Consider the following 24,504-nt stretch of genomic DNA (forward strand, 5'->3'; position numbering starts at 1 on the left):
TGGAGCCATTGGAAAATAAAAAAATCTCATATCAACAAGCGATCGGAAAATCATTTTGTAACATAGCCGACAGGAAAATTTTAAGAAAGGACTTGGTTTTATATCATAAAAAAAGGAAACCCGTTTAAAGAATTTCCTTTTTTTATGATATAATATAAGTAGTCCTATCTATCCAACCATTGTATGGGTAAATTTTCCATCACACATTTTCTTTCCCTCCTGCACAATTGCAGCTGCATCGTAATGAGAATTTCGCCATTGGGCACTCTGCTCGGCATGCTCTACAATTCGGTCAGGAATACCTAATCGTACAATCTGACTGTTGTAGCAATGGTCTGCCATAAATTCCAATACAGCAGAACCTATACCACCTTGTAGACAGCCATCTTCAACAGTGATTATCTTTTTAAATTTTTTAAAGACCTGATGCAATAGGGCTTCATCCAAAGGCTTGGCAAATCGCAGATCATAATGTGCAGGATGTATTCCCAATTCATTCAATTGCTGTACGGCCTTGACGGCTTCATTACCGATAGCGCCGAAGCTTAGAATAGCAAGTTCTTCACCTTCGGTAATCAAACGCCCCTTCCCGATTTCTATTTCCGTAAATGGACGGCGCCAATCGGGCATTACGCCATTTCCTCTTGGATAACGAATGACGAAAGGCCCCTTATTAGGCAATTGGGCGGTATACATTAAGTTTCTGAGCTCTTCCTCGTTCATCGGAGCAGAAACGGTCATATTGGGGACACAACGCATAAATGCGATATCATAAGCTCCGTGATGTGTGGCTCCGTCCGCTCCAACTACCCCCGCACGATCCAGACAAAAAACAACATTCAAGTTTTGTAGCGCAACGTCATGGATAACCTGATCATAGGCACGTTGCATAAACGACGAGTAAATATTACAAAAAGGTAATAGCCCCTGTGTCGCCAGACCGGCACTAAATGTGACGGCATGTTGCTCCGCAATACCGACATCAAAGGCCCGGTCAGGCATTGCGTTCATCATGATATTCATCGAAGAGCCTGAAGGCATCGCCGGTGTGATACCGACAATTTTTTTGTTAGCTTCAGCAAGCTCAACCATCGTATGTCCAAAGACATCCTGGTATTTTGGTGCTACCGGTTTTTCACTGGAAGATTTTTTTATCTCTCCGGTAATTTTATCAAATAAGCCCGGCGCATGCCATTTCGTCTGATCCTTTTCGGCAAGCGCGAATCCTTTTCCCTTAATTGTTACAACATGCAGCAATTTTGGACCGGGTATATGCTTAAGATCTTCAAGCGTCTTGGCTAATTTCTTTACGTCATGTCCGTCCACCGGACCAAAATATCTAAAGTTCAATGACTCAAAAAGATTAGCATTCTTTAATAAAGTCCCTTTGATACTTTTCTCCAGTTTTTTAGCAATACCGAGTGCATTTGGTCCTACTTCAGAAATTTTTGTCAGCACAGCAGCGATATCATCCCTAAATCTATTGTACCGTTTTGATGTCGTAATGCTTGTCAAATATTCTTTCAGCGCGCCGACATTAGGATCTATCGACATACAATTGTCATTCAGAATCACCAATAGGTTAGATTTGGAGATACCAGCATGGTTCAATGCTTCAAAAGACATTCCACCGGTCAAAGCACCATCTCCAATAACCGCAATATGCTGACGATCTTTTTCTCCCTTTATTTGGGAAGCAACAGCCATACCCAAAGCTGCTGAAATTGAGGTAGAAGAATGGCCTACCCCAAATGCGTCATATTCCGATTCAAAACGGTTCGGAAAACCCGAAATTCCATTTTCAATACGATTCGTATGAAATACCTCGCGACGTCCAGTCAGAATTTTATGACCATAAGCCTGATGGCCTACATCCCATATCAATTGATCATAGGGTGTATTCATTACGTAATGTAACGCCACCGTTAACTCAACGACTCCCAAACTTGCTGCAAAGTGACCACCATTCACCGAAACCTGATCAATAATAAATTGACGTAATTCCTGGCTTAGTTGTTCTAATTGGTCTTCCTTTAGCTTTTTAAGATCAGAGGGATCGTTTATTTTACTTAATAGTTCTCCAGCCTCAAATTGCATAGTACTGCTATTTACATTAAATGTTTACACAAAGTAACGACAATTTTATTTAATCTTTAAAATAAATCGCATTTCCATATTGAGCTACAACAAATAAAAACAGCAATAGTTTTCATATGAACAATTGCAACAGATTTTATTATGTAAATTTGTATAAGATATGCAAGTAGAAGAAGGTTACGAAATCAAGCTTCCTCAATTTGAGGGACCTTTTGATTTATTACTATTTTTTATCGAGCGGGACGAACTGAACATTCATGATATCCCTATTTCGAAAATTACCGATGATTTTTTGTCTTACGTAAGTCAGATGCAGGCACTCAATATGGAGATGGCCAGCGAGTTTATTTTTGTAGCCTCTACATTGATGCGTATAAAAGCAAAGATGCTACTGCCGAGACCGGATCTGGATGAAAATGAAAACGAAATAGATCTGAGAGAAGACCTCGTTCAGAAACTTATTCTCTATAAGCAGTTCAAAGAGGTCTGCGAAGGCCTCCGGGTGATGGAAGAAAACCGTCTCCAGTTGTATAGCAGAGGCAATATCCATTATGATATACGCCAACAACTTCAATTGGATGCTACAGGTGAAAACCTGGATAGCTTTGATCTATACGGCCTGATGATGATCTATGAACAAATGATGTATCAATTTCGCAATAGGCCACCCGAGGTAACACATACTGTTGTGAAGTATCCCTATACGATTGAACAACAGAAAAAAGCGATAGCTGAACTTATCGAAATTAATAAGAAATTAGATTTTCAGGAACTATTGAAAAACTCCGAAAATAAGGTTCAATTTGTCTATAATTTCCTGGCAATTTTAGAAATGCTCCAACAGCGTCTTCTACAGATTGAAGTAGGATTAGGCTACAACAATTTTAATGTCGAAGAGCGGGATCCGAAACAGGAGGATCTGGTACTCGAAGAAGAATTAGAACAATAAAAAAAGGTTGTCCGCCAAGCTGGACAACCTTTTTTATTATCGTCTGAATATTTCAATATCTAACTTCTTCCATATTCATTGAAAACTTGCTGTTCTCTTTAGCTATCTTAATTTAATCCTTCTTTTTGAAAGCATTCCAGCCCTGCGCCGTAATTGGATAAAGATTTCCGGATTTAGAAATCATTTCACAGCCTTCTGATGCAGCCGTCATGTAGCCTATAATACTGATATCGGGCAAATTCTTGATCTTATCGTGATCTGCCTGTGCTATTGTAAACAGCAGTTCATAATCCTCCCCCCCATTTAATGCTGCTACCGTCGGGTCAATACCGAATTCACGTCCGGTATCGTAGGTCATCTGGTCCAATGGAATTTTTTCTTCATACAATCTACAACCTTTATCAGATTGTCGACAGATGTGAAGTATTTCGGAAGCCAAGCCATCAGAAATATCCATCATTGATGTAGGTAGGATATCTAATTTTGCAAATAACTCCACAATATCCTTTCGTGCTTCCGGTTTTAGCTGACGTTCAACAATATAGTCTTTACCCTCCAGATCCGGCTGCACATTGGGGTTTTCCAAATAAATATCTTTTTCTCTTTCCAATAGTTGCAGTCCCATATATGCTGCTCCCAAATCGCCGGATACACACAATAAGTCGCCTTCCTTCGCGCCGTTGCGATAGACAATCTTATCCGCGTCGGCATAACCTATACTCGTAACGGATAGAACTAGACCTTGGGCCGAAGCCGAAGTGTCCCCCCCAACCAAATCGACGTTATACTTCTTACAGGCGATCAAAGCTCCCTGATAGATCTCTTCTACGGCTTCCAGTGGAAATTTGGAAGATAACCCGATAGAAAACGTAATCTGGGAAGCTATTCCGTTCATCGCATAGATATCGCTCAAATTGACCTGGACTGCCTTATATCCCAAATGCTTTAAAGGGACATACCGCAGATCAAAATGAATACCTTCCAAAAGCAAATCGGTAGAAATCAAGGTTTTCTTTCCTTCAAAATCCAATACCGCTGCGTCATCACCAATTCCCTTAACGGTAGATTTTTCGGTCAGCTCCACCGCTTTACTGATATAGTCAATTAAACCGAACTCCCCCATGTCCTCCAGACTGGTGCGTTCAGTATTATCAAAATCAAACATGTTAAAAAATTTAAAATTTTAAACTATCATATAACGCTCAAACAGGTATCTCATACCGCTATGGTTTAGCTCCGTTAATAGCACTATAAAAATAATAATCGATATGAAAACCAACCTGTTATCATATCGATTATCATCAAAAATTATACAAATTATTACAATCCCAAACTTGCTGATATCTCCAACATACGCTCAATAGGCCGTTGTGCGCGAAGTATGACGTCTTCAGGAAGTAAAATTTCAGGCGATTCATATTTCAAACAATTATAAAGCTTCTCAAGCGTATTAAGCTTCATGTGAGGGCAATCATTACATGCACAGGCATTGTTTGGTGGTGCAGGAATAAAAGTCTTCCCTGGGCTTGCTTTCTGCATCTGATAAAGAATTCCAGATTCTGTGGCTACAATATAAACCTGCGCATTATCTGTTTGCGTAAACTTAAGCATCCCCAATGTGGAACCCACATAATCCGCTTTAGCCAAAATATGGTCTTCACATTCAGGATGGGCAATAAACTTAGCTTCAGGATATTCACTCTTCAGACGATCAATTTTATCTTGAGAAAAAATTTCATGGACCATACAAGCACCGTTCCATAACACGAGATCACGGCCCGTTTTTTTCTTTACATAAGCTCCAAGATTACGATCGGGTCCAAAAATGATCTTCTGATCTTTCGGGAGGCTCTCCACAATTTGGACTGCATTACTCGATGTACATACAATATCCGAAAGTGCCTTTAATTCGGCAGTACAATTGACATAGGTAATGACCAAATGGTCTGGATACTGTTCCTTAAATTTAGCAAACAAGTGTGGTGGACATGAATCCGACAACGAACAACCAGCTTTAGCATCCGGCAAGATCACCTTCTTTGTGGGCGAAAGTATCTTCGCTGTCTCCGCCATAAAATGTACTCCGGCAAAAACAATTAAATCGGCATCTGTCTTTGCAGCTTCCTGGGACAAGCCTAAACTATCTCCAATATAGTCTGCAATATCTTGAATTTCAGATTCCTGGTAGTAATGTGCCAAAATTACAGCATTCTTTTCTTTCTTCAATCGTTGGATTTCAGCTACCAAATCCAATGAGGGGTCAATCGGAGCATCGTTATATCCTTTTGCCTGAAGCTCATAATTTACAATTTCCATGCGGGTACTTTCAACAGTTTATGAACAGCAAAAATACGCATTGTTACATATATAAAAGTCAATAAAAAGCAAATTAATCAAATATGTAGCTGAGCAATAGTAGGAAGATATTGTAAATTTTAAATTAAATTATTATCATTAAAATAAATATACAAAGATATCACCCAATTTAAACCCTTTTAGAGTCGGATATTCAGAAAACTGCCGGGCAATATACCCTTTATAAAAAGCTCAGCGGGTTTGCACCAAAATCTTTCCCACGTAGAAAATGACTTTCTCTCCATTTTCCGCCTATTGAACGTTCTTAGGCATGATACAAAACAAGCAAAAATATAGCACAAACGGAAGCTTTATTTATTAACATTTCACATGCTGTTATCGTTTTGTGCCCGCCAGAATTTAAAATTTGCCACGAGAAAAAGAAAGAAAAAATATATGAAAAGCTCAAAGGCTTTAGTAGGAAAGGTGCAGTCCCTGTTTCAAACGGGTAAAAGCACATATTACCATAGCATATCTAACGACAACGAATGAGCCGCAACAGCATTATGGCTGCTTACATTATAAACTCGTTCAGAATTGAATATTTACATACAATAGCCTAATGGGATGCTTTTAAGAAAACCTAAAAGGCTTTATTTCGATAAAATTTACAATTTGAGTCCATAAAATTGGAAGGAAATACATTAGGTCTAATTTTTCAATTATCAGATCTCAATTAAAGTCCATGAGAATCGGATATTTTCAATAAATTATAGTATCATATCGTACAATTGATTGTGAGAGGCCTCAAATTGAAAAACAGTACGACACATACTTTAACATATTAAAAGCGAAATTATTCGCGATAGCCAGGCAAAGACAGCTATCTGGGCTAGGATAGTTTCGAGCAGCTTTGAATAGCGAAGATTAGTTTAACAGATTATTCGGTGCTTTCGTACTTCAAAGTCGTTTAGGATACGATTATTCTGTAAAAATTGAAAATAAAAAATTATAGCGCAAACTGGCGGGGTTTATTTTATCTATGAAATCATAATAAGCAAAGTTAAAGCCCCATAGAATGCGATATTTGCGCTGTTATTGGCTGAATAAAATTTTATGAAAATCTAAACCAGCTTGTATGAAGAGCTTTAAACACATTATTTTTCGGTTCAATAGATTTTGAATGAATAAGTTAAAAAAAATCTCAACTAGCCAATGCTAGTGTATCCTCCGTGAATAGAGAATAGTACACCTTATATTTTATTTTATTAATTTATAAAATAATAAAATTACAATAAGGTTATAAAAATTATTAATATCTATTTTCAATAGCAAAAATAGGGCTTTACAATCCATTAAATCCAATAAAGCATTTAAAATAAAAATCTATCGCAATCAGGAGGACTTTATTTTTAAAATAAACCCCTTGACATTCGTCTAAAAAATTTATTATAGCTGATAATGGTAATTATCAAAATCTAAAAGACTAAATTATATTTTTTTTAAGCTCCCAATCGATACTGGGGTCGCAAATATAGTAAGAATCTTCATTCCACAATAATTTTTTAAAAATAATCTCCACGAATTTGATCCATTTGGCATTTGCTAATGTAGGCGATTCAAAGATTTATTGCAAAATCTTTTATCAAGCCGCTTAAAATCCAATAATCAATCAAAACGGCATTTACAAAAAAAATATTCAATTCTAATTGAGTTTAATTGTATTAAAATTGATAACAAACCCTCCAGAAATCGCATAATTGCCGAAAAATCCTACAAAATTTCAAATATTGCAAAGAAATCGACTATAAGCTGATCTCCGAACAGATTTGCCAGATTTTATGCCCATAAATACACATTTTGAAATCTCCACTGGTAAAAATTAATTCCGATTGATCCAAAGTCACTTAAAATACCATAAAATCTTAAAAATTTATAAAAAAATCTAATATGCAAATCTAAATCGCTTTAGAAAAACGAAAACAGCATATCGATAAAATTCAAATTTAAATATTCCATAAAAATTCATCGAAAACGCTCTCTGCACAGCATATATTCAATTTTTTTTATAAAAAAATCGAATATCCAAACCTAAACGGCTCAAAATGTATATTTTTTTCAATCTCAAAATTTTCAAAGCCTTTCAGACTTTAATAAAATTAAAATAAAGCTGGCAAAGTCTAAATAATTTAGTCTAAACGGTTCAAAAACCAATTTCTGGGCTTAAAGACATAAAAATGCCGATACAAACCCTTTTATAATTCCATAAAAGTTGTTTAAAAAGTTTTAAAAAAAATATTCCATTCTAAAAAGGTCTAAAATACCTCAAGAATCTAGTTATCGAAAATAAAGCCGTTTAGAATTGAATATTTCAAAAGGGGAGTTTATCCCTTTCCAAATATCGTAACCTAAATAGGTTTGATTCGATGTTGACAAAGCTAAACAAAGATTCTCGAACGTATTCCACAATCTTTTTTTTCAATAAATACTAATATTTTAAATTAAAGATTCTCTTATTGTTTATTAGGGTGTGGAAAAGTGGTATAAATTGATCTGAATCGATTTTGATTTGCGGTTTTTATAGAGTTTTCAACAATTTTTCAACAGAATTTTCGCTTTAAAGAGCTGATTTTTAAAAATCTAATTTTTGCCGTTTTTAATTTTCCATAATTTTTTGTTGAATAGTCGCTGTCGAGAAAATGTGGAAATCTATCAAATTTTATGCGGAAAAATAATTGGAATTCGTGCTGTGAATAGGGGATCTGTGGAATGTTAAATACTTTTCATTTTTATTTAACCTTTTATTTACACGTTTTCCACATTTTTCGTTAATTTCAACCATCACTTTTGGGGATAGTTTGTGAATTTAAAATATATGGCAGATAGAAAGGTAGATTTTTTGGTCATTGGATCAGGTATTGCCGGATTGAGCTTTGCGTTAAAGGCTTCAAAATTTGGTAAAGTGTTGATAGTCACGAAGTCCAATGAGGATGAGTCTAATACAAAATATGCGCAGGGGGGAGTGGCTGCCGTTGTGGATAAGTCTGATAGCTTCGAAAAGCATATCATTGATACTCAGATAGCTGGGGATGGATTATGTGATGTGGAAATTGTGGAAAACGTCGTTAGGGAAGCACCGGATCGAATTGCTGAACTTATTTCCTACGGAACCTCATTTGACAAGGAAGAATCGGGGGTATATGACCTGGCTAAAGAGGGCGGGCATTCGGCTCACCGTATCCTTCATTATAAGGATATAACAGGTTACGAAATAGAAAGAGCGCTGTTGGAACAGGCCCATAGCGATCCCAATATTGAAATTGTCACACATTATTTTGCCATTGATCTGATTACCCAACATCATATGGGGGAATATGTGGATAAGAATAGGGAGGATATTACCTGTTATGGTATCTATGCTTTCAATACTTCATCCCACCTCGTGGACAAAATTTTAAGTAGGGTGACTGTCATGGCTTCCGGTGGAGCTGGTCACGTGTACTCGAGTACAACTAACCCGACTATTGCTACCGGTGACGGAATAGCCATGGTTTACCGGGCTAAGGGCAAGGTGCGTAATATGGAATTTATGCAGTTTCATCCCACTTCATTATATAATCCTAAGGATTCTCCGGCATTTTTGGTGTCTGAAGCCGTTCGCGGTTTCGGAGGGATTCTTAGACGGGTGGATGGTGAGTCTTTTATGGAGGAATATGACGAGCGGGCATCATTGGCTCCCAGGGATATTGTGGCACGCGCTATAGATGCCGAGATGAAAAAGTCGGGTATAGATTATGTGTATTTGGATATTACCCATAGGGATAAGGAGGATATCATTAAGCATTTTCCAAATATTTATGAGAAGTGTCTCTCCATCGGATTGGATATGGCGACAGACTTTATACCGGTCACTCCGGCAGCACATTATTTATGCGGGGGAATTTATGTGGATGATTTCGGAAGAAGCAGTATACGCAACCTGTACGCTTGTGGGGAGTGTTCGTCAACCGGACTACATGGGGCAAATCGTTTAGCTTCGAATTCTTTGCTGGAAGCCCTTGTATATGCGCATCGCATCTTTTTGGATGCAACCAAAGCGATTGAATCCATACATTATGTTACTAATGTCCCGGATTGGGATGACTCCAAGACTTCACTTTCTAACGAGGACATTTTGGTTAGCCATAACTTGCGTGAATGTCAAAAAATTATGAGTGACTACGTAGGTATTGTCCGGTCAGATTTTAGATTGGAAAGAGCCCTAAAGCGTCTACATTTATTATATGCGGAAACGGAGGACTTTTATCGTAACACGAGGCTCTCTGTGAAGCTTTGTGAACTGCGTAATGTGATCCAGGTAGCTTATATTGTCACCAAGTCGGCTATGTTGCGGAAAGAGAGTAGGGGCCTGCATTATACGACGGATTATCCACAACACTCAACTGTATTACAAGACACAATATTTTAGGACATATGGCACTTATTTTACCCGTTCTGGACAAGTCTCCATTGATCGCAGAAGAATGCTTTTTAGCACCCAATTCCACTATTGTTGGCGATGTGGAGATTGGGCACCATTGCTCGGTATGGTTCAATGCAGTGATCCGCGGAGACGTTAATTATATTCGTATAGGCCATTATACGAATATCCAGGATGGCGCTGTTATTCACTGTACTTATCAAAAGTGCGGGACTACCATTGGTAATTATGTGAATATCGGGCATCAGGCAATGGTGCACGGATGTATCGTGGAGGATTACGTGTTGATCGGAATGGGCGCTATCGTCATGGATAATGCAGTGGTGGAATCCAATGTAATTATTGCAGCGGGGGCTGTTGTTTTGGAGAATACGCGTTGCGAGTCCGGTTTTTTATATGCCGGCGTTCCGGCTAAAAAGGTAAAAGCGCTGACTGAGGAGCAGAAAGCGCTTTTGCAGCAGTTGCCGCACAACTACGTATTATATAGTTCCTGGTTTTAGCTTAAACGTATTAGCAATACAATTTTGCCTTTATTTTTGGCCGTGACCTTGACTTTATTCCTTTTTGAGGGCACTTATTGAAAAGCTATCTTTTTGTTCCCAGTTTGCACGTATCGTGAAAACCTTGTTTAAATAAACAACGGGTTCTGGAAAAGTCTTCTTTTCAACATCTCCGGTATCCCATATGCCGTTGTCATTGTCATCCCGGATGACACGTATGGTATATTTTCCCCCCGGAAATTGTTTATAAGCTACTGAAGCATTATTGCTGTTGATTTTATCAACTCTATATATTTTATCTTTTTTCTCATTGATCAGTTCGACGAGATAGGTTGTGTTGCTATCCAGATCGGTGAAATCAAATGTTAGATCCCCATAGTTTTCGCTATCGTCGTATGTCAGATCGAATTTTTTCTCTTTATTTTGTTCCCCGAAATATCCTGTTATGGCACCTTCGGTAAATTCTATTTGATATTTTTTATCCTTTTTCCAATTATAACGGATATGGTAAATATTGGAATCATTTGTATCCACTGCCAATTGATAATTTGTTCTTACAAGCGAGTCTTCTTTGAATTTTAGCTTTGCCTTATCTATATTTTTTATAGGTGTAAAGGCTGATACCTGAAGGTGATTGATTCTGTCCACTTTTCCATTATTTGGTGTAAATTGCGGATCAATGACCTGCTCAATTTTTACGTTTCCCCTTCTGACGAGAATGGTATCCAAAGGTTTTTCATTTTCCGTTAGAACGAGTTTTAGAGAGTCTATTTTTAGGTTTGGCAGAAACAAGGTCGCGGAATCTGAGCTCTTCGAGAACCGTACTATTTTATCCTTGTTGTTGACTTCATCATTCAGAATATTCAGTTTGGGTTTATCCACTCTTCTATTGAAAATGAGCAGTACACTACCATTTTTTTCAAACTTCTTTTCCTGGGTGCGGAATTTCTTTGGAATTGCTTTAAATATTTCGAGATTGATATTGCTAAGATCTCGCTCCAATACGATGGAATCTTTTAGAAAACCTATTTCTTCATCAGGTGCATTATAGATTCGGTCATTGTTCTTTTCCTGGAGCGCATAGATACGATATGTCCCTTCGCGGAGATTATTGAGTTTATAATTTCCGGCGGTATCCGTTGTTGTAAAAATATTCGCTTTCTTTTTTCCGAAGATTGAATCTTGACTGATGGGGATTAGAAGGACTTTAACCTCTTTCAGGACTTCTTTGGTCATTGCACTCTTTACATTGCCCGATATACTGAGCGAGTCAATTTTATCACCTGTTGCAAATACATAAGCATAATTTACCAATGCATTTCCTGCATTATAATCTACCAGTCCTTTACCAAAATAAATGCTATAGGTTGTATTTTTTTCCAGGGAATCAGGTAAGGTGATTTCCAGATTTTTTTTCTTGATTTTGAACTGGGGGGTACTTCCCATATCAGGTGTGATACTGAATTCTTTTTGTTGATTGGCCAACTTGACATACTCATCAAATGTGATGACTATTTTTTTCTCCGTAAAATTCTTCGAAAAGTTCGTAGGACTTTCCTGTAGAATTTTTGGTGGAATGGAATCTTTGGGCCCCCCTGTTGGCTGTTGTATACTCGCACATTGTATTGACAAGCCAATGAGCATTATAAACATGCTTAAAATAAGTAATCTCGTTTTTAAGCTACTTTTTAGCCTCTCTGAACTACTTTTATTATTTTTTAAAGAAGTTGTCATAAAAAATAGAATATTGTCTTAAATCGCTTATTTTAAGCTTGTTTATTTTTATTTATAATTATCTGATAATCAATTAATTAACTCATATGTACCATCAAAACGCTGATATCTGACGGTGATACGCCTGAAATTCGGGAGGCCTGCCCCAATGTTCTGGGTTTTACTTTCGCTAATTTCTGCCTGGCTTCTATGGACAGTGAAGTTAACAAACTATAATCGAAATCAGGATTAATTTCTCTATCTTCCATCTTCTTCATGCGGTTGACGATCTCGATTTCCTTTTCGAAATAGCTTTCGTACTTGAGATTAATTTCAGCCTGCTCTATGGTTTCGTTGTCAAATTGAGAAACGTATTGAGCAAAGCCTTCGTCCCCTTTGACGATGTCCTGTATATTAACCTGCGGTCGGGCAAGTACGTTACTTAAACGAGTTTTTTGTGCAAGTGCACTTGAACCCACTTCGGCCATTACGGCATTCATCTTCTCGAGATCGGTTGAATTCTGCTTGAGGTATTCAATGATGTTATTCGAATTTTCTATTTTAGCCTCTACCTTCTTTAGTCTTTCCTCACTGACCAATCCCAGTTTGTACGCTAATGGTGTAAGGCGGATATCGGCATTATCCTGACGTAATAAGAGCCGGTGCTCTGCTCTCGAAGTAAACATACGGTAGGGTTCTTCGGTTCCTTTTGTGACAAGGTCATCCACCAGTACACCGATATAGGACTCGGATCTTTTTAGAATAAGTTCTTTATCGTCATTGACACGTTGATGTGCATTTATACCTGCAAGGAAACCTTGTGCTGCTGCTTCTTCGTACCCTGTGGTGCCATTGATCTGTCCGGCGAAGAAAAGGTGTTTCACCAATTGAGTTTCCAATGTTAGGTCAAGCTGCATCGGTGGAAAGTAATCGTATTCTATTGCATATCCCGGACGGTACATCTTGGCATTTTCAAAACCCGGAATGAGTTGAAGAGCTTTTAACTGTACATCTTCGGGAAGCGAAGTCGAGAAACCATTTACATATATTTCCACGGTTTTGAATCCTTCCGGTTCCACAAAAATCTGATGTCGCTCACGCTCCGCAAAGCGATTTATTTTGTCTTCTATGGATGGACAATAGCGTGGTCCTAACCCTTTGATCCGTCCGGTAAACATGGGTGATTTTTCAAAGCCGGTGCGGAGCATTTCATGTACCTTGTCGTTGGTATATGTAATCCAGCAACAGCGTTGTTCGGTGGGCATCTCTACATCTGTATAGGAGAAACGTCCCTTCTTTTCATCGCCCCATTGTTCTTCCATGAGCGCATAGTTGAGACTGCGACCATCAATTCTTGGTGGAGTACCGGTTTTCATTCTGCCCGATTCGAAGCCCAGTGAAACGAGCTGTTCGGTTAATCCTGTAGCAGCCTTCTCTCCTGTCCTACCGCCGCCAAATTTTTTATCACCGATGTGGATCACACCGTTTAGGAATGTTCCATTTGTAAGGACAACAGCATCCGATTCAATTTCTATTCCCATGGAAGTGATTACGCCGCATGCTCTTCCGTTTTTAACGATGACCTCTTTTACGGTGTCTTGCCACATATCGAGGTTAGGTAAAGATTCTAATTGTAATCTCCACTCTTCCGCAAATCGCATACGGTCATTTTGTGTACGTGGGCTCCACATTGCCGGACCTTTTGAAAGGTTAAGCATGCGGAATTGAATCGTTGATTTGTCTGCAATGATTCCGGTGTATCCACCCATTGCATCTATCTCTCTTACGATTTGTCCTTTGGCTACACCACCTATAGCTGGGTTGCAACTCATCTGAGCTATCACACCCATATTCATTGTAATAAGTAAAGTGGAAGAACCGAGATTGGCTGCTGCTGCTGCTGCTTCACATCCGGCATGTCCGGCACCTACTACAATTACATTGTATTTTTTAAACATTTTTATATCCTTGTTCCACGTGAAACGTGGCTTTTTATTTGTCTACAAATTTACTCTTTTCTTTACGTTCCACGTGAAACCCAATGAAAAATTTTACATAAAATCGGCAAGATATAACCAGCGCTCGGACTTTTGATCTATTTGTTCTTGCATCGTTTTTATCTCTTCTGCCAGTGTTGAAAGTTTGGTATGATCTGTCAGTTGGTTTAGTTCCTCAGTCTTGGCTTTCACCTGTAGTTCGAGGCTTTCTATTTCTGATTCGAGTTTATTGTATTCGAGTTGCTCCTTATAAGAAAGCTTTTTCTTTTCTTCTTTTATCTGAGGTTTCGCTATTTCCTGGATATTCTTTTTTTGCTTTTCCTTTTCTAACTTTTGAAGCTCGTCTTGTTCTATTTTAAAGTCGGCATAGTTTCCATTATAGATACGGATCTTGCCTGTCCCTTCAAATATGAAAAGTTGGTCAGTCAACTTATCCAATAGATACCTGTCGTGGGATACCAATATCAGTACGCCCCTGTAGTTGTCGAGAAACTCTTCTAGTACATTTAGGGTATCGATGTCCAAATCATTGGAAGGCTCATCCAGTATAAGGAAATTTGGATTCTTCATTAATACCCGCATCAGCTGGAGACGTTTTCGCTCCCCGCCGCTAAGTTTGTTGACAAAGCCAAACTGCTTTTCCGGAGGAAATAAAAAGTGTGTGAGTAATTGAGATGCCGTAATTACTTCTCCGTTTGCCATCTCAATATAGTCCGCAATATTTTTTACAACATCAAGTACGCGGTCATTTTCGTTTACTTCGAGTCCCCCTTGTTTATAGTATCCATATACGGTGGTCTCTCCTACTGCTATGGTTCCGGCATCTGGGGTTTCTTCTTTTGTGATAAGATTTAGAAAGGTCGATTTACCTGTTCCATTCTTTCCAGCCAGACCTATGCGGTCTCCTTTTTTGAAGGTGTAAGAAAAATCCGTAATGATTTCTTTTGGTCCATAATGTTTGGATACATGTTCCAGTTCAAGAATTTTAGATCCCTGTCTACTTACTTTTACACTAAGTTGAACGGAGTCGTTTCCCTTTATTGATTTTGACTTTTCCTCCAGATCGTAAAACGCTTCGATACGGGATTTCGATTTGGTACCCCGAGCCTGAGGCTGGCGCCGCATCCATTCCAACTCTTTACGAAGTAGATTTCTGCTCTTTTCGACCATGACTGCATCTATCGTCTCACGATCCGACTTCTTCTCCAAAAAATAAGCATAGCTACCTTTATAAATATATAGATTGCCCCTGTCCAGTTCCCGGATTTCCGTACAGATATTATCGAGAAAATAGCGGTCGTGTGTGACCAAAAGTACCGTTTTATTTCCGGTGGTAAGCAGCTTCTCTAACCATTCAATGGTCTCTATATCCAGGTGGTTGGTTGGTTCATCGAGGATATATACGTCTGGTTCATCTATCAAAAGCTTGGCTAATGCCAGCCTTTTGCGTTGGCCCCCGGAGAGACTTTTTATATCCTGTTGAAAGTCCATAATGTTTAGGCGATTTAAAATCGTCTTGATATTATGCTCATATTCCCAGGCGTTCAGTGAACTTATTTTTTCAGTAAGATCTTCTAATTTTTTCTGGTCGATATCACTGCTTTCGAGAAGTTCTTCATATTCCCTGATTAGACGCTGCTGATCGTTGTCCGCACTATATATAAAATCGTTGATTGATTTTAATCCTGTGAAATCAGGATCTTGTTCGAGAAAACCAATTTTTATACCTTTTTCCTTGACAACTTTTCCTGATGTTGGCAAGGTACGGTCCGCTAAAATAGAAAGCAATGTTGATTTGCCTGTACCATTTATTCCGACCAAAGCCACCCGCTCTCCTTTTTGGAGTCCGAAGTGTAAATCTCTAAAAAGCCACCTATCGTGGAAGGAATGGCTTACTTGTTCTGTAGCTAAAATACTCACGTTATATCACCCAAAAATTAATTTTAGTCATTTTTTATACAATAAAATTCCCTTCAAGAGTCCATTACCCTTGATGGTTTTTTAATGTTTTGAAAATCAAATAGTTATATATCTTTTTGATTTTCAATTATTTATATATTGAATCAATAATCTATTTTGATTGCTGACTAATTAAATCTGTTGGGTGGCTTTCTATACGATGTTAACCGCTGCATGACGGGTAAATTGCCCTTGCGCAGCATGGTCTCAGTAACAGTTGATTTAGAATGCACGCAAAAATAAAGAAATAGTTTCTTATTCGATGCGAAAAAAGCTTCGTTGTGTGATAAATCGGCAATAATGATATTACCTTGATAAATTTAATTCAATGCATAATCCGCAATCAGATTGAAGCGTGGTATTTCAACCTGAAAACTGCTATTATCCAAAGAACGGATCATGTTGTAATGACCTTCCATGAAACCAAATTCACTGTTAAGATTACATCCCGAAGTATATTGATGTATCTGGCCCGGTTCGATGACAGGTTGCTCGCCTACAACGCCTTCGCCTGATACTTCCCTATAGTCGCCTTTTGCATCAAAAATTTTCCAGTAACGACTTAGCAATTGTACCGTGTAATCACTCAGATTTTCTATGCTAATGTGATAAGCAAACATAAAATGTTCACGGTCGGGATTAGAATACTCCGATTGATAGATGGTTTCAACCGAGATTTTTACGCCTTCTGTAATTTGTGTGATCATTTGGATGATGTTTATTGTTGCAACAAATACTTATGCTAAAATACTAATAATGAGTTTAAAATTTGCAAATTTAATCATTTTTAAAGGTTAAATTATGCTAAGTATAAAATTACTACAATCAAATGATCGTTAATTAGTAGGTTTGTATATGGCAAATGGTATATTATATTTAATTCCCGTTCCTCTGAGCGATGATGCTGCATTCCAGTCTTTTACTCCTTATTTGGTTGAAACAATCAATACATTGGACGAATATATTGTGGAAAATGAAAAGACTGCAAGAAAGTTTCTAAAGTTAGCAGGTTTAAAAATACCCCAAAGTGAATTGAAAATACATGATTATGGGAAACATGCACGGGACAAAGGAAATATTAATGATTTTTTTGAGGGCTTGAAGCAAGGTAAAAATGTGGGACTCATGTCGGAGGCTGGCTGTCCTGGAGTAGCAGATCCGGGCGCTTCTGTTGTGGCCCGCGCGCATCAGCTCGGGATTAAAGTGGTGCCATTGGTTGGTCCCAGCTCCATCTTATTAGCACTTATGGCTTCAGGATTTAGTGGACAGAAGTTCGCTTTCCAAGGTTATTTGCCCATTGACAAAAACGAACGTACGAAGAAGATTAAAGATCTTGAGCTACAATCCATGCGTGAGAAGCAAACCCAGATTTTTATTGAAACACCTTTCCGTAACAATCACCTGTTGGAGGATCTTCTGAAAACCTGCAAACCGAATACTCAACTCTGTGTAGCCTGCAATGTGACCTCAGCCGATGAATCTATACGGAGTCTGACCATCGCGGAATGGAAAAAACAAAAAGTGGATTATCATAAAAAACCAGCCATATTTTTATTGTATGTCTGACTTTTTTTGTTGCGTTCTCCCCTACCCTGCTTGATCTGACGAGGCGATTTTTATATGAAATAGGTATTTAAACAGTAATTAAGGGAGGTTTATTTAATAAGTGAGCACTCACATTTACCTTTTTCGGTAACAAAACGGTAAATGCATGTTGGAACATAGCAAATTGTTGAGTAGATTTAGAAATAGTGATAAGATTATTTGATGTAAATATAATGCAATGAAATTTAGTGTATTAGGTTATTTTATATTGTTTTTTTCATTAGCTGTAGGCTTAAAATCTACTTATGCACAGCAAACTACTTATGTGATTGTGCATGGTGCCTGGGGTGGTGCCTGGCAATTTAAAAAGACAGCAAATGAATTGGAGAAAGAAGGACATAAAACCTATCGCCCCACACTAACAGGCTTGGGAGAACGTTATCATTTAGCGGATACTTCTATTGGTTTACAGACCCACATCAACGATATTATCAATACGATATTGTTTGAAGATCTTCGAGATATCGTTTTAGTCGGCCATAGCTACGGTGGAATGATAATAACCGGTGTAGCAGACAGTCTTTCGGATCGGATAAAAAAGTTGGTCTATTTAGATGCCATCCTTCCGGATGATCAGGAGTCCGTCCTGAGTTTGATGGTAAAGCCTGATGGGGACAATGGTCTTTTAAAACTTGAGAAGGACGGTTTTATTATTCCATTTTGGGTAAAGGACGAACGCAAGTTTCCGCGGGATGTCCCCCACCCTTTGAAAACGATGACTGATAAAATCAGTTTAAGAAATCCGAAACGGGAGACAATTCCGGCAACTTACATCCTGACTTACGAAGATAATAAGGCAATGGACAAAGATGACTTTTATCCATTTTATGCAAAAGCAAAGCAGCGTCATTTTAAAACCGTTGAATTGATCAGCGATCACAATCCGCAAATAAAAAAGCTGAAAGAATTAGTAGATTTGTTATTACAGGAAAAATAAATAAGAGTAAGATATTTCAATGACGCAAGAAGAATTAGTAAAAGAATTAAGTAAACCCGAAGTACTGTATGCAGCCTTAGCCCTGGTCGTTATACGGATTATTATCTGGTTGTTATTTGCGAATACAATTCGCCGGACATTAAACTTGATAGCGGTGGAAAATAGATTGATGACACCCGGTCAGTCTTGGTTGGTCGCCATTCCATTGATCAATATTTACTGGAATTTTCAGGTTGCTTCCCGTCTGCGGGATTCGCTCATCAATGAGTTCTATGATCGCAAGATTGCTGTTGAGGAGAATCCGACCTTTCGGAAAGGATCGTTATATGCATGGATCTATTTGGCTACAAATATTCCCCTGCCATTTTCTATTTCAGGTGTGCTGGTGATCATGCACTTTGTCACATTGGCCAACTATTGGTTTAATATCAATGCAAATCGTAGAATTTTGGAAGAACATGATAAATTTCGAGAAAAGGAGGTCATTATAAACGATGAAAATTAAAGCAGTTATTCAATACCTGGAGCAGCTGGCTCCATTGGATTTGCAGGAATCTTACGATAATGCCGGACTTATTGTCGGCCATGCAGATCAAGAGATTACCAAAGTGTTAATTTCGTTGGATTGTACGGAGGAAGTTGTACAGGAAGCGATCGAAAAAGGGTGCAACTTAATTATTTCGCATCATCCCATTGTTTTCAAAGGATTAAAAAAGTTCAACGGAAAGAATTATGTTGAGCGTACTGTCATAAAAGCTATAGAAAACAAAATTGCCCTGTATGCAATACATACCAATCTGGATAATGTTATTGGCGGAGTTAATTCAAAAATCGCGGATAAGCTGGGATTGGTTAATCAGGCGATATTGGAATCAAAACCCAATGTACTGCGCAAGATGGTTGTATTTGTGCCAAGGAGCCATGTAGAAGAAGTCAGGACAGCCCTATTTGAGGCCGGAGCGGGCCAAATCGGTAAGCATTACGACCAATGCAGTTTTAATACGGCCGGTTATGGAAGTTTCAGGCCGTTGGCCGGGTCTGCACCTACGATCGGCGAAATAGGAACACAGGAACGTGTCGAAGAAACGCGGATTGAAGTGATCTATACCCGTTCAATTGAAAGAAAACTTCTTTTGGCACTTTATGAGGCCCATCCCTATGAAGAGGTCGCTTATGATCTTTTTGATTTGCAGAATACCGCGACAGCAATTGGAGCTGGAATGATCGGCAACTTAGCGGAGCCTATGGATGAACGGGAGTTTTTGGCTTATCTAAAAGAGAATCTCAAACTGAATGTTATTCGTCATACCGCGCTTCTAGGAAAAAAGGTTAGCAGGGTTGCTGTTTGCGGTGGTGCAGGTGGTTTCTTATTAGGGGCGGCAAAGCGCTCAGGAGCTGATTTTTTTGTTACGGCGGATTATAAATACCATGAATTTTTTGATGCGGAGGGTGAAATTGTCATTGCGGATACGGGACATTTTGAGAGCGAACAATTTACGCAAGAATTATTGTACGACATTATTACGAAAAAATTTCCTAACTTTGCAACCTTAACAACAGAAATAGATACAAATCCTATAAAATACTACAGTTGATGGAACAAACCGTAGAACAAAAATTGAAAGCACTATGGCTTTTGCAAGCCATACATACTAAAATAGACAAAATTCGCCAGGTTCGTGGTGAGTTGCCTATGGAAGTTGCAGATCTTGAAGATGAGATTGCGGGTTTAGAGACTCGTATTGAGAAGATCAGAACAGACTTAGACGATTTAGAAGATTCGATCGTTAAGCGTAAAAACATGATTAAGGATGCCCAGGCTGCCATCAAAAAATATGAGTCGCAGTTAAATGAGGTAAAAAACAATCGTGAGTACGACGCTATTTCGAAAGAAATTGAAATCCAGGGTCTTGAGATTCAGGTTTGTGAAAAGAGAATCAAAGAAGCAGAATTCGAGATTCGTAACAAAACAGAGAACTACGATGCTACTGTAGGTAACCTGGAATACAGCAAAAATGAACTTGAGGGTAAAAAGAAAGAATTAGAAACAATTACTTCAGAAACCCAAAAGGAAGAAGATGCTTTATTGGCTAAAGCTGCAGAAGCGGAAGCGAATATCGAAGAGCGTTTGGTAAAAGTTTACTACCGTTTACGTAATTCTTTCAAAAATGGTTTGGCGGTCGTTTCTATCGATCGTGATAGCTGTTCAGGATGTCACAATAAAATCCCTGCTCAGATGCAATCTGAGATTCGTCAACGTAAAAAAATCATTATCTGCGAACATTGCGGTCGCGTTTTGGTAGACGAAGGTATCGTATTGGAAATTGAGCAAGAATACGGTTTTTAATCGTTAATAAAAGGATAAAGCCCTGCCCATAAAGCAGGGCTTTTTTTTTACGGTATATTTTATGCAACTTTGTTGATATACGAGGTGATTTATTGGACAAAATAGTAGCTTTGTAGAGTAAGTTGTAACCTTTATATTTTTATGAATATGATATGCCGAGCATTGTACTGAACAAAATAGTAGCTTTGCATATTAATTTTAACCATTGAGCATTTATGAATAAAACTCATTTTAAGTTTATTGCTGCATTTTTGATCGGGACTTCATTTCTACAGGTCAAAGCCCAGGAAACTTTATTACTCCGAAATCCAAGTATCAGCGCCAGTAATATTGCTTTTGTGTATGGTGGAGATATCTGGATTGCAGACAAGAACGGTGCAAATCCGAGACGTCTGACAACAAATCCCGGTGTCGAACAAAACCCGATGTTCTCTCCTGATGGCAAGAAAGTTGCTTTTACGGGCAATTATGACGGTAATACAGATGTGTATGTTCTTCCTATTGAAGGAGGGGAACCGCAACGCATTACTTATCATCCTTCTTCGGATGTATTACGTGGCTGGCTGAACAATGATGAAGTTTATTATACGACATCCCGTGATTTTACCTATGCACTAAGCCCACGATTATACAGTTCTAATATTCAGCGACTGGGTATGGATAAGGCTTTATTGATGCCTGAAGCAACACAGGGTAGCCCCTCCATGGACGGACGCTATTGGGCCTATATCAAAAATACCGATCCCACAGAGCGGGATCGCGTGGCTTTCAAGCGCTATAGAGGTGGCGGTACACCTACCATCTGGATTTTTGATACAAAAACCAAGGAAATAGAAGCAATTCCCCAGGTAAAAAGCAACGATGTGAAGCCTCTTTGGTTAGGGAATAAGGTTTATTTCCTGTCGGATCGCGATAAAATAGTCAACATCTTCAGCTACGATACCAAGTCAAAGAAAGTTGAAAAGCTGACTGATTTCAAAGATTACGATGTGCGCTCGCTAAATGGAAACGGCAATGAATTGATTTTTGAATACGCGGGTGTATTGAATACATTAAACTTAACAAACAATAATAAGGTAACCGCCCTTCACATTAGTGTCAATACGGATGCTATGTTTAAGCGTCCTTTCTATAAAAATATCAAGGACGACATTCGTTATGCGGCCCTGTCTCCCACAGGTCAACGTGCGTTATTTGAATCTAGGGGTGAGATCTTCACCGTACCTAAGGAGAAAGGTGAAGCGCGCAATTTATCGAATTCGCCGGGGTCACACGAACGTTTCCCGGATTGGTCGCCCAACGGAAAATGGGTTTCTTATATCTCAGATAAGAACGGTTCTTATCAGCTCGTTTTAGTGGATCAGTTTGGAAAGGATCAGCCGCTATATTTCAATCTGGGCGAGACCAATTTTTATTTTGAACCTACATGGTCTCCGGATTCAAAGAAGCTGTTTTATAACGACGCTCATCTCAATCTGTACTATATTGATATCGCATCTAAGGCTATAGTGAAGGTTGCGGACGATAAACTGAGCGGCCAAACCGGCAGAGTTTCGAATCATTTTCAACCGAGCTGGTCTCCGGATTCCAAATGGATTTCATTTACACGTACCTTAGAAAACGGCGTACCGGCTGTGTTTATGTACAATTTGGATACCAAGAAAACGCAGCAGATTACAGATGGCATGAGTTCTGTTCGCAGCACTGCTTTTTCACAGGATGGGAAATATCTTTTCTTTACAGCAAGTACCAATACAGGATTGACCAATTCTGGTCTGCACATGTCGGCTACACAACGTAATGTTGACTATGCCGTGTATGCCTTCATCCTGTCAAGTAAAACCCCTTCTTTCTTTAAGAACGAAAGTGACGAAGAGCAGATCCGTGAAGATAAAGCGGACAAACCTGCGGAAAAAGAAAGCAGCAAAACAGCACGCGTAAAAGAAAACGATAAAAAGGCACCGAAAAAGGATAAAAAAGAAGAAACCCCGGCCAGTAAGCCTGAGGACAAAACCATTCCGGTAGATTTTGACCGTATTGAGAATCGCATTGTCGCTTTACCTTTGCCGGTAGGTACTTATTGGAATCTGAACGGGCTGGTTCCAAACCAGTTGACGTATCAGCGTGGAGGTACCATCGGAGCCTATGATTTCAAAGATCTGGAAAATAAAACATTGGTGGAGAATGCCCGTAGTTTTGTGATCAGTGCCGATGGCAAGAAGATGTTATATCAGACAGCTAACGGTTATAATATTGTGACGGCCGGACAGAAAGTTGCCTCCCCGACTGCAGGTGTTATCAAATTGGATGGTATTCAACAATTGGTGGATCCTGTCGCAGAATGGAAACAGGTCTTTAATGAAGTCTGGGCAATGCAGAAAGATTATTTCTATGTGGAGAATATGCATGGAGCTGACTGGAAAGCCATGAAGGCCAAATATGAGAAGTTTCTCCCTTTTGTTAACCATCGTTCTGATTTGGGGTATTTATTGAATGAAATGATGGGCGAAATGGTTGTTGGACACAATTATATTTATCCGGGTGACCAGCCTTCTACCCCATCAGTGTCGGTGGGCGTATTAGGAGCCGACTATACGATCAAAAATGGCTATTACCAGATCGCGAAGGTATTCACACGCCTGGAATGGAATCCTTCTTTTAAAGCACCGTTGGCAGAGCCCGGGTTGAATATCAAAGAAGGTGACTACATCGTCGCTGTAAATGGTATTGAATTAACGGAAGACAAGGATATCTATAGTTTATTTGATAATACAGTAGGCAGACAGGTGACGTTAAGAATTAATTCCAAACCATCGCTGGTTGGTGCCCGCGAAGTCGTTATAAAACCGATCTCTTTTGCAGACGAAATGAGTTTGCGCAGCATGGAATGGGTAGAACGTAACCGCAAGAAAGTGGATCAGCTAAGCAATGGACAAATAGCTTACGTATACATGCCAAATACGGGTCCGGAGGGATACACCTACTTCAACCGTTATTATTTCTCCCAGATGGATAAAAAGGCCCTTCTGATGGACGAAAGAAACAATGGTGGTGGCTGGGTAGCCGATTATGTCATTGACTTACTTTCCCGTGAATTAATTGCTGGGTGGGGGATCCGTGACGGCAAAGGATTTACGACGCCGGGCAATGGTATCTACGGGCCAAAAGCGATGATTATTAATGAAAATGCGGGTTCAGGAGGTGATATGATGCCTTATATGTTCCGCTTCAAAGGTTTGGGTAAGCTGGTTGGCCGCACTACGATGGGTATTCTGGTTGGTATCAGCGGATATCCGCCGTTGTTGGATGGTGGACGCATTACCTCGCCAAACTTTGGGGTATACGACCTGAAAGGTAACTGGATTATAGAAAATGAGGGTGTCGCTCCGGATATATTTGTAGAGCAATTACCGAAGGATCTCTTAGAAGGACGTGATCCACAATTGGAAAGAACGGTGAAGATTTTATTGGAAGAAATGAAAACCTACCCTTACAAAAATCTACAAAAACCAGCAGATCCGATACGGGTAAATTAATAGATCAATATCAATATTGTATAAAAAGGTTCCGGAAATTATTTCGGAACCTTTTTTATATACCATCTCAGCGCTATTTACTGGATTTT

The 24,504-nt window shown here is 38.9% G+C and carries 16 protein-coding genes; 9 read left to right on the top strand and 7 right to left on the bottom strand.

Annotated features, from left to right (window positions below):
• Positions 1-168: 168 nt before the first annotated feature.
• The gene (dxs, locus tag B4G94_RS17080) at positions 169-2,097 is read right to left on the bottom strand and encodes a 1-deoxy-D-xylulose-5-phosphate synthase (protein ID WP_286860373.1); all 1,929 of its coding nucleotides are present in this window, start codon (positions 2,095-2,097) and stop codon (positions 169-171) included.
• 160 nt (positions 2,098-2,257) lie between these two features.
• Between dxs and B4G94_RS17085 the strand changes: the two genes are divergently transcribed.
• On the top strand, positions 2,258-3,046 hold the full coding sequence (locus tag B4G94_RS17085) for a segregation and condensation protein A (RefSeq protein ID WP_108635418.1): 789 nt from the start codon (positions 2,258-2,260) through the stop codon (positions 3,044-3,046).
• Positions 3,047-3,158: 112 nt separating this feature from the next.
• Here B4G94_RS17085 and thiL read toward each other — a convergent pair whose 3' ends face one another.
• Both thiL and nadA read right to left on the bottom strand, forming a co-directional pair.
• On the bottom strand, positions 3,159-4,211 hold the full coding sequence (thiL, locus tag B4G94_RS17090; RefSeq protein WP_286860375.1) for a thiamine-phosphate kinase: 1,053 nt from the start codon (positions 4,209-4,211) through the stop codon (positions 3,159-3,161).
• Positions 4,212-4,366: 155 nt separating this feature from the next.
• Positions 4,367-5,362, bottom strand: coding sequence for a quinolinate synthase NadA (nadA, locus tag B4G94_RS17095; protein WP_286860378.1), 996 nt, complete (start codon positions 5,360-5,362; stop codon positions 4,367-4,369).
• 2,854 nt (positions 5,363-8,216) lie between these two features.
• Here nadA and nadB point away from each other — a divergent pair.
• Together nadB and B4G94_RS17105 are read left to right on the top strand one after the other, a co-directional pair.
• Positions 8,217-9,809 (top strand): L-aspartate oxidase, encoded by a 1,593-nt coding sequence (gene nadB, locus B4G94_RS17100; RefSeq protein WP_108635421.1) that lies wholly within the window; start codon positions 8,217-8,219, stop codon positions 9,807-9,809.
• Positions 9,810-9,814: 5 nt separating this feature from the next.
• Positions 9,815-10,321: a gamma carbonic anhydrase family protein gene (locus B4G94_RS17105; protein ID WP_108635422.1), complete on the top strand. Its 507-nt coding sequence runs from the start codon at positions 9,815-9,817 to the stop codon at positions 10,319-10,321.
• A gap of 54 nt (positions 10,322-10,375) precedes the next feature.
• Here B4G94_RS17105 and B4G94_RS17110 read toward each other — a convergent pair whose 3' ends face one another.
• From B4G94_RS17110 to apaG, 4 genes are all read right to left on the bottom strand, one after another.
• Complete coding sequence (locus B4G94_RS17110; RefSeq protein WP_286860383.1) at positions 10,376-11,974, bottom strand: Ig-like domain-containing protein; 1,599 nt, start codon at positions 11,972-11,974, stop codon at positions 10,376-10,378.
• A gap of 158 nt (positions 11,975-12,132) precedes the next feature.
• Positions 12,133-13,992: a tRNA uridine-5-carboxymethylaminomethyl(34) synthesis enzyme MnmG gene (gene mnmG / locus B4G94_RS17115; RefSeq protein ID WP_286860385.1), complete on the bottom strand. Its 1,860-nt coding sequence runs from the start codon at positions 13,990-13,992 to the stop codon at positions 12,133-12,135.
• Positions 13,993-14,085: 93 nt separating this feature from the next.
• A complete protein-coding gene (gene abc-f, locus B4G94_RS17120) occupies positions 14,086-15,951 on the bottom strand; it encodes a ribosomal protection-like ABC-F family protein (RefSeq protein ID WP_165309520.1) in 1,866 nt (621 codons plus the stop codon).
• A gap of 359 nt (positions 15,952-16,310) precedes the next feature.
• Complete coding sequence (apaG, locus tag B4G94_RS17125; RefSeq protein ID WP_104384765.1) at positions 16,311-16,697, bottom strand: Co2+/Mg2+ efflux protein ApaG; 387 nt, start codon at positions 16,695-16,697, stop codon at positions 16,311-16,313.
• A 148-nt stretch (positions 16,698-16,845) separates the two neighbouring features.
• Between apaG and B4G94_RS17130 the strand changes: the two genes are divergently transcribed.
• The 6 genes from B4G94_RS17130 (at position 16,846) to B4G94_RS17155 (ending at position 24,415) form a co-directional block, all read left to right on the top strand.
• Positions 16,846-17,556, top strand: a complete 711-nt coding sequence (locus tag B4G94_RS17130) for an SAM-dependent methyltransferase (RefSeq protein ID WP_286860388.1) — start codon at positions 16,846-16,848, stop codon at positions 17,554-17,556.
• Positions 17,557-17,773: 217 nt separating this feature from the next.
• The gene (locus B4G94_RS17135; protein WP_286860390.1) at positions 17,774-18,532 is read left to right on the top strand and encodes an alpha/beta hydrolase; all 759 of its coding nucleotides are present in this window, start codon (positions 17,774-17,776) and stop codon (positions 18,530-18,532) included.
• A gap of 19 nt (positions 18,533-18,551) precedes the next feature.
• Complete coding sequence (locus B4G94_RS17140; RefSeq protein WP_108635428.1) at positions 18,552-19,037, top strand: hypothetical protein; 486 nt, start codon at positions 18,552-18,554, stop codon at positions 19,035-19,037.
• A complete protein-coding gene (locus B4G94_RS17145; RefSeq protein ID WP_108635429.1) occupies positions 19,027-20,127 on the top strand; it encodes a Nif3-like dinuclear metal center hexameric protein in 1,101 nt (366 codons plus the stop codon). The genes B4G94_RS17140 and B4G94_RS17145 overlap by 11 nt, the downstream gene beginning before the upstream one ends.
• The gene (locus B4G94_RS17150) at positions 20,127-20,879 is read left to right on the top strand and encodes a zinc ribbon domain-containing protein (RefSeq protein WP_077436898.1); all 753 of its coding nucleotides are present in this window, start codon (positions 20,127-20,129) and stop codon (positions 20,877-20,879) included. Before B4G94_RS17145 ends, B4G94_RS17150 begins: the two co-directional genes overlap by 1 nt.
• A 215-nt stretch (positions 20,880-21,094) precedes the next feature.
• Positions 21,095-24,415, top strand: coding sequence for a S41 family peptidase (locus B4G94_RS17155; protein ID WP_286860397.1), 3,321 nt, complete (start codon positions 21,095-21,097; stop codon positions 24,413-24,415).
• The last annotated feature ends 89 nt before the right edge of the window (positions 24,416-24,504 follow it).

It is taken from the genome of Sphingobacterium sp. UBA7625 (assembly GCF_002484085.1).
GTDB classification, from domain to species: domain Bacteria; phylum Bacteroidota; class Bacteroidia; order Sphingobacteriales; family Sphingobacteriaceae; genus Sphingobacterium; species Sphingobacterium athyrii.

Excerpts from the sequence above, each read along its gene's own strand:
- dxs (WP_286860373.1), bottom strand. The coding sequence starts at position 2,097 with ATGCAATTTGAGGCTGGAGAACTATTAAGTAAAATAAACGATCCCTCT.
- B4G94_RS17085 (WP_108635418.1), top strand. The coding sequence starts at position 2,258 with ATGCAAGTAGAAGAAGGTTACGAAATCAAGCTTCCTCAATTTGAGGGA.
- thiL (WP_286860375.1), bottom strand. The coding sequence starts at position 4,211 with ATGTTTGATTTTGATAATACTGAACGCACCAGTCTGGAGGACATGGGG.
- nadA (WP_286860378.1), bottom strand. The coding sequence starts at position 5,362 with ATGGAAATTGTAAATTATGAGCTTCAGGCAAAAGGATATAACGATGCT.
- nadB (WP_108635421.1), top strand. The coding sequence starts at position 8,217 with ATGGCAGATAGAAAGGTAGATTTTTTGGTCATTGGATCAGGTATTGCC.
- B4G94_RS17105 (WP_108635422.1), top strand. The coding sequence starts at position 9,815 with ATGGCACTTATTTTACCCGTTCTGGACAAGTCTCCATTGATCGCAGAA.
- B4G94_RS17110 (WP_286860383.1), bottom strand. The coding sequence starts at position 11,974 with ATGTTTATAATGCTCATTGGCTTGTCAATACAATGTGCGAGTATACAA.
- mnmG (WP_286860385.1), bottom strand. The coding sequence starts at position 13,992 with ATGTTTAAAAAATACAATGTAATTGTAGTAGGTGCCGGACATGCCGGA.
- apaG (WP_104384765.1), bottom strand. The coding sequence starts at position 16,697 with ATGATCACACAAATTACAGAAGGCGTAAAAATCTCGGTTGAAACCATC.
- B4G94_RS17130 (WP_286860388.1), top strand. The coding sequence starts at position 16,846 with ATGGCAAATGGTATATTATATTTAATTCCCGTTCCTCTGAGCGATGAT.
- B4G94_RS17135 (WP_286860390.1), top strand. The coding sequence starts at position 17,774 with ATGAAATTTAGTGTATTAGGTTATTTTATATTGTTTTTTTCATTAGCT.
- B4G94_RS17140 (WP_108635428.1), top strand. The coding sequence starts at position 18,552 with ATGACGCAAGAAGAATTAGTAAAAGAATTAAGTAAACCCGAAGTACTG.
- B4G94_RS17145 (WP_108635429.1), top strand. The coding sequence starts at position 19,027 with ATGAAAATTAAAGCAGTTATTCAATACCTGGAGCAGCTGGCTCCATTG.
- B4G94_RS17150 (WP_077436898.1), top strand. The coding sequence starts at position 20,127 with ATGGAACAAACCGTAGAACAAAAATTGAAAGCACTATGGCTTTTGCAA.
- B4G94_RS17155 (WP_286860397.1), top strand. The coding sequence starts at position 21,095 with ATGAATAAAACTCATTTTAAGTTTATTGCTGCATTTTTGATCGGGACT.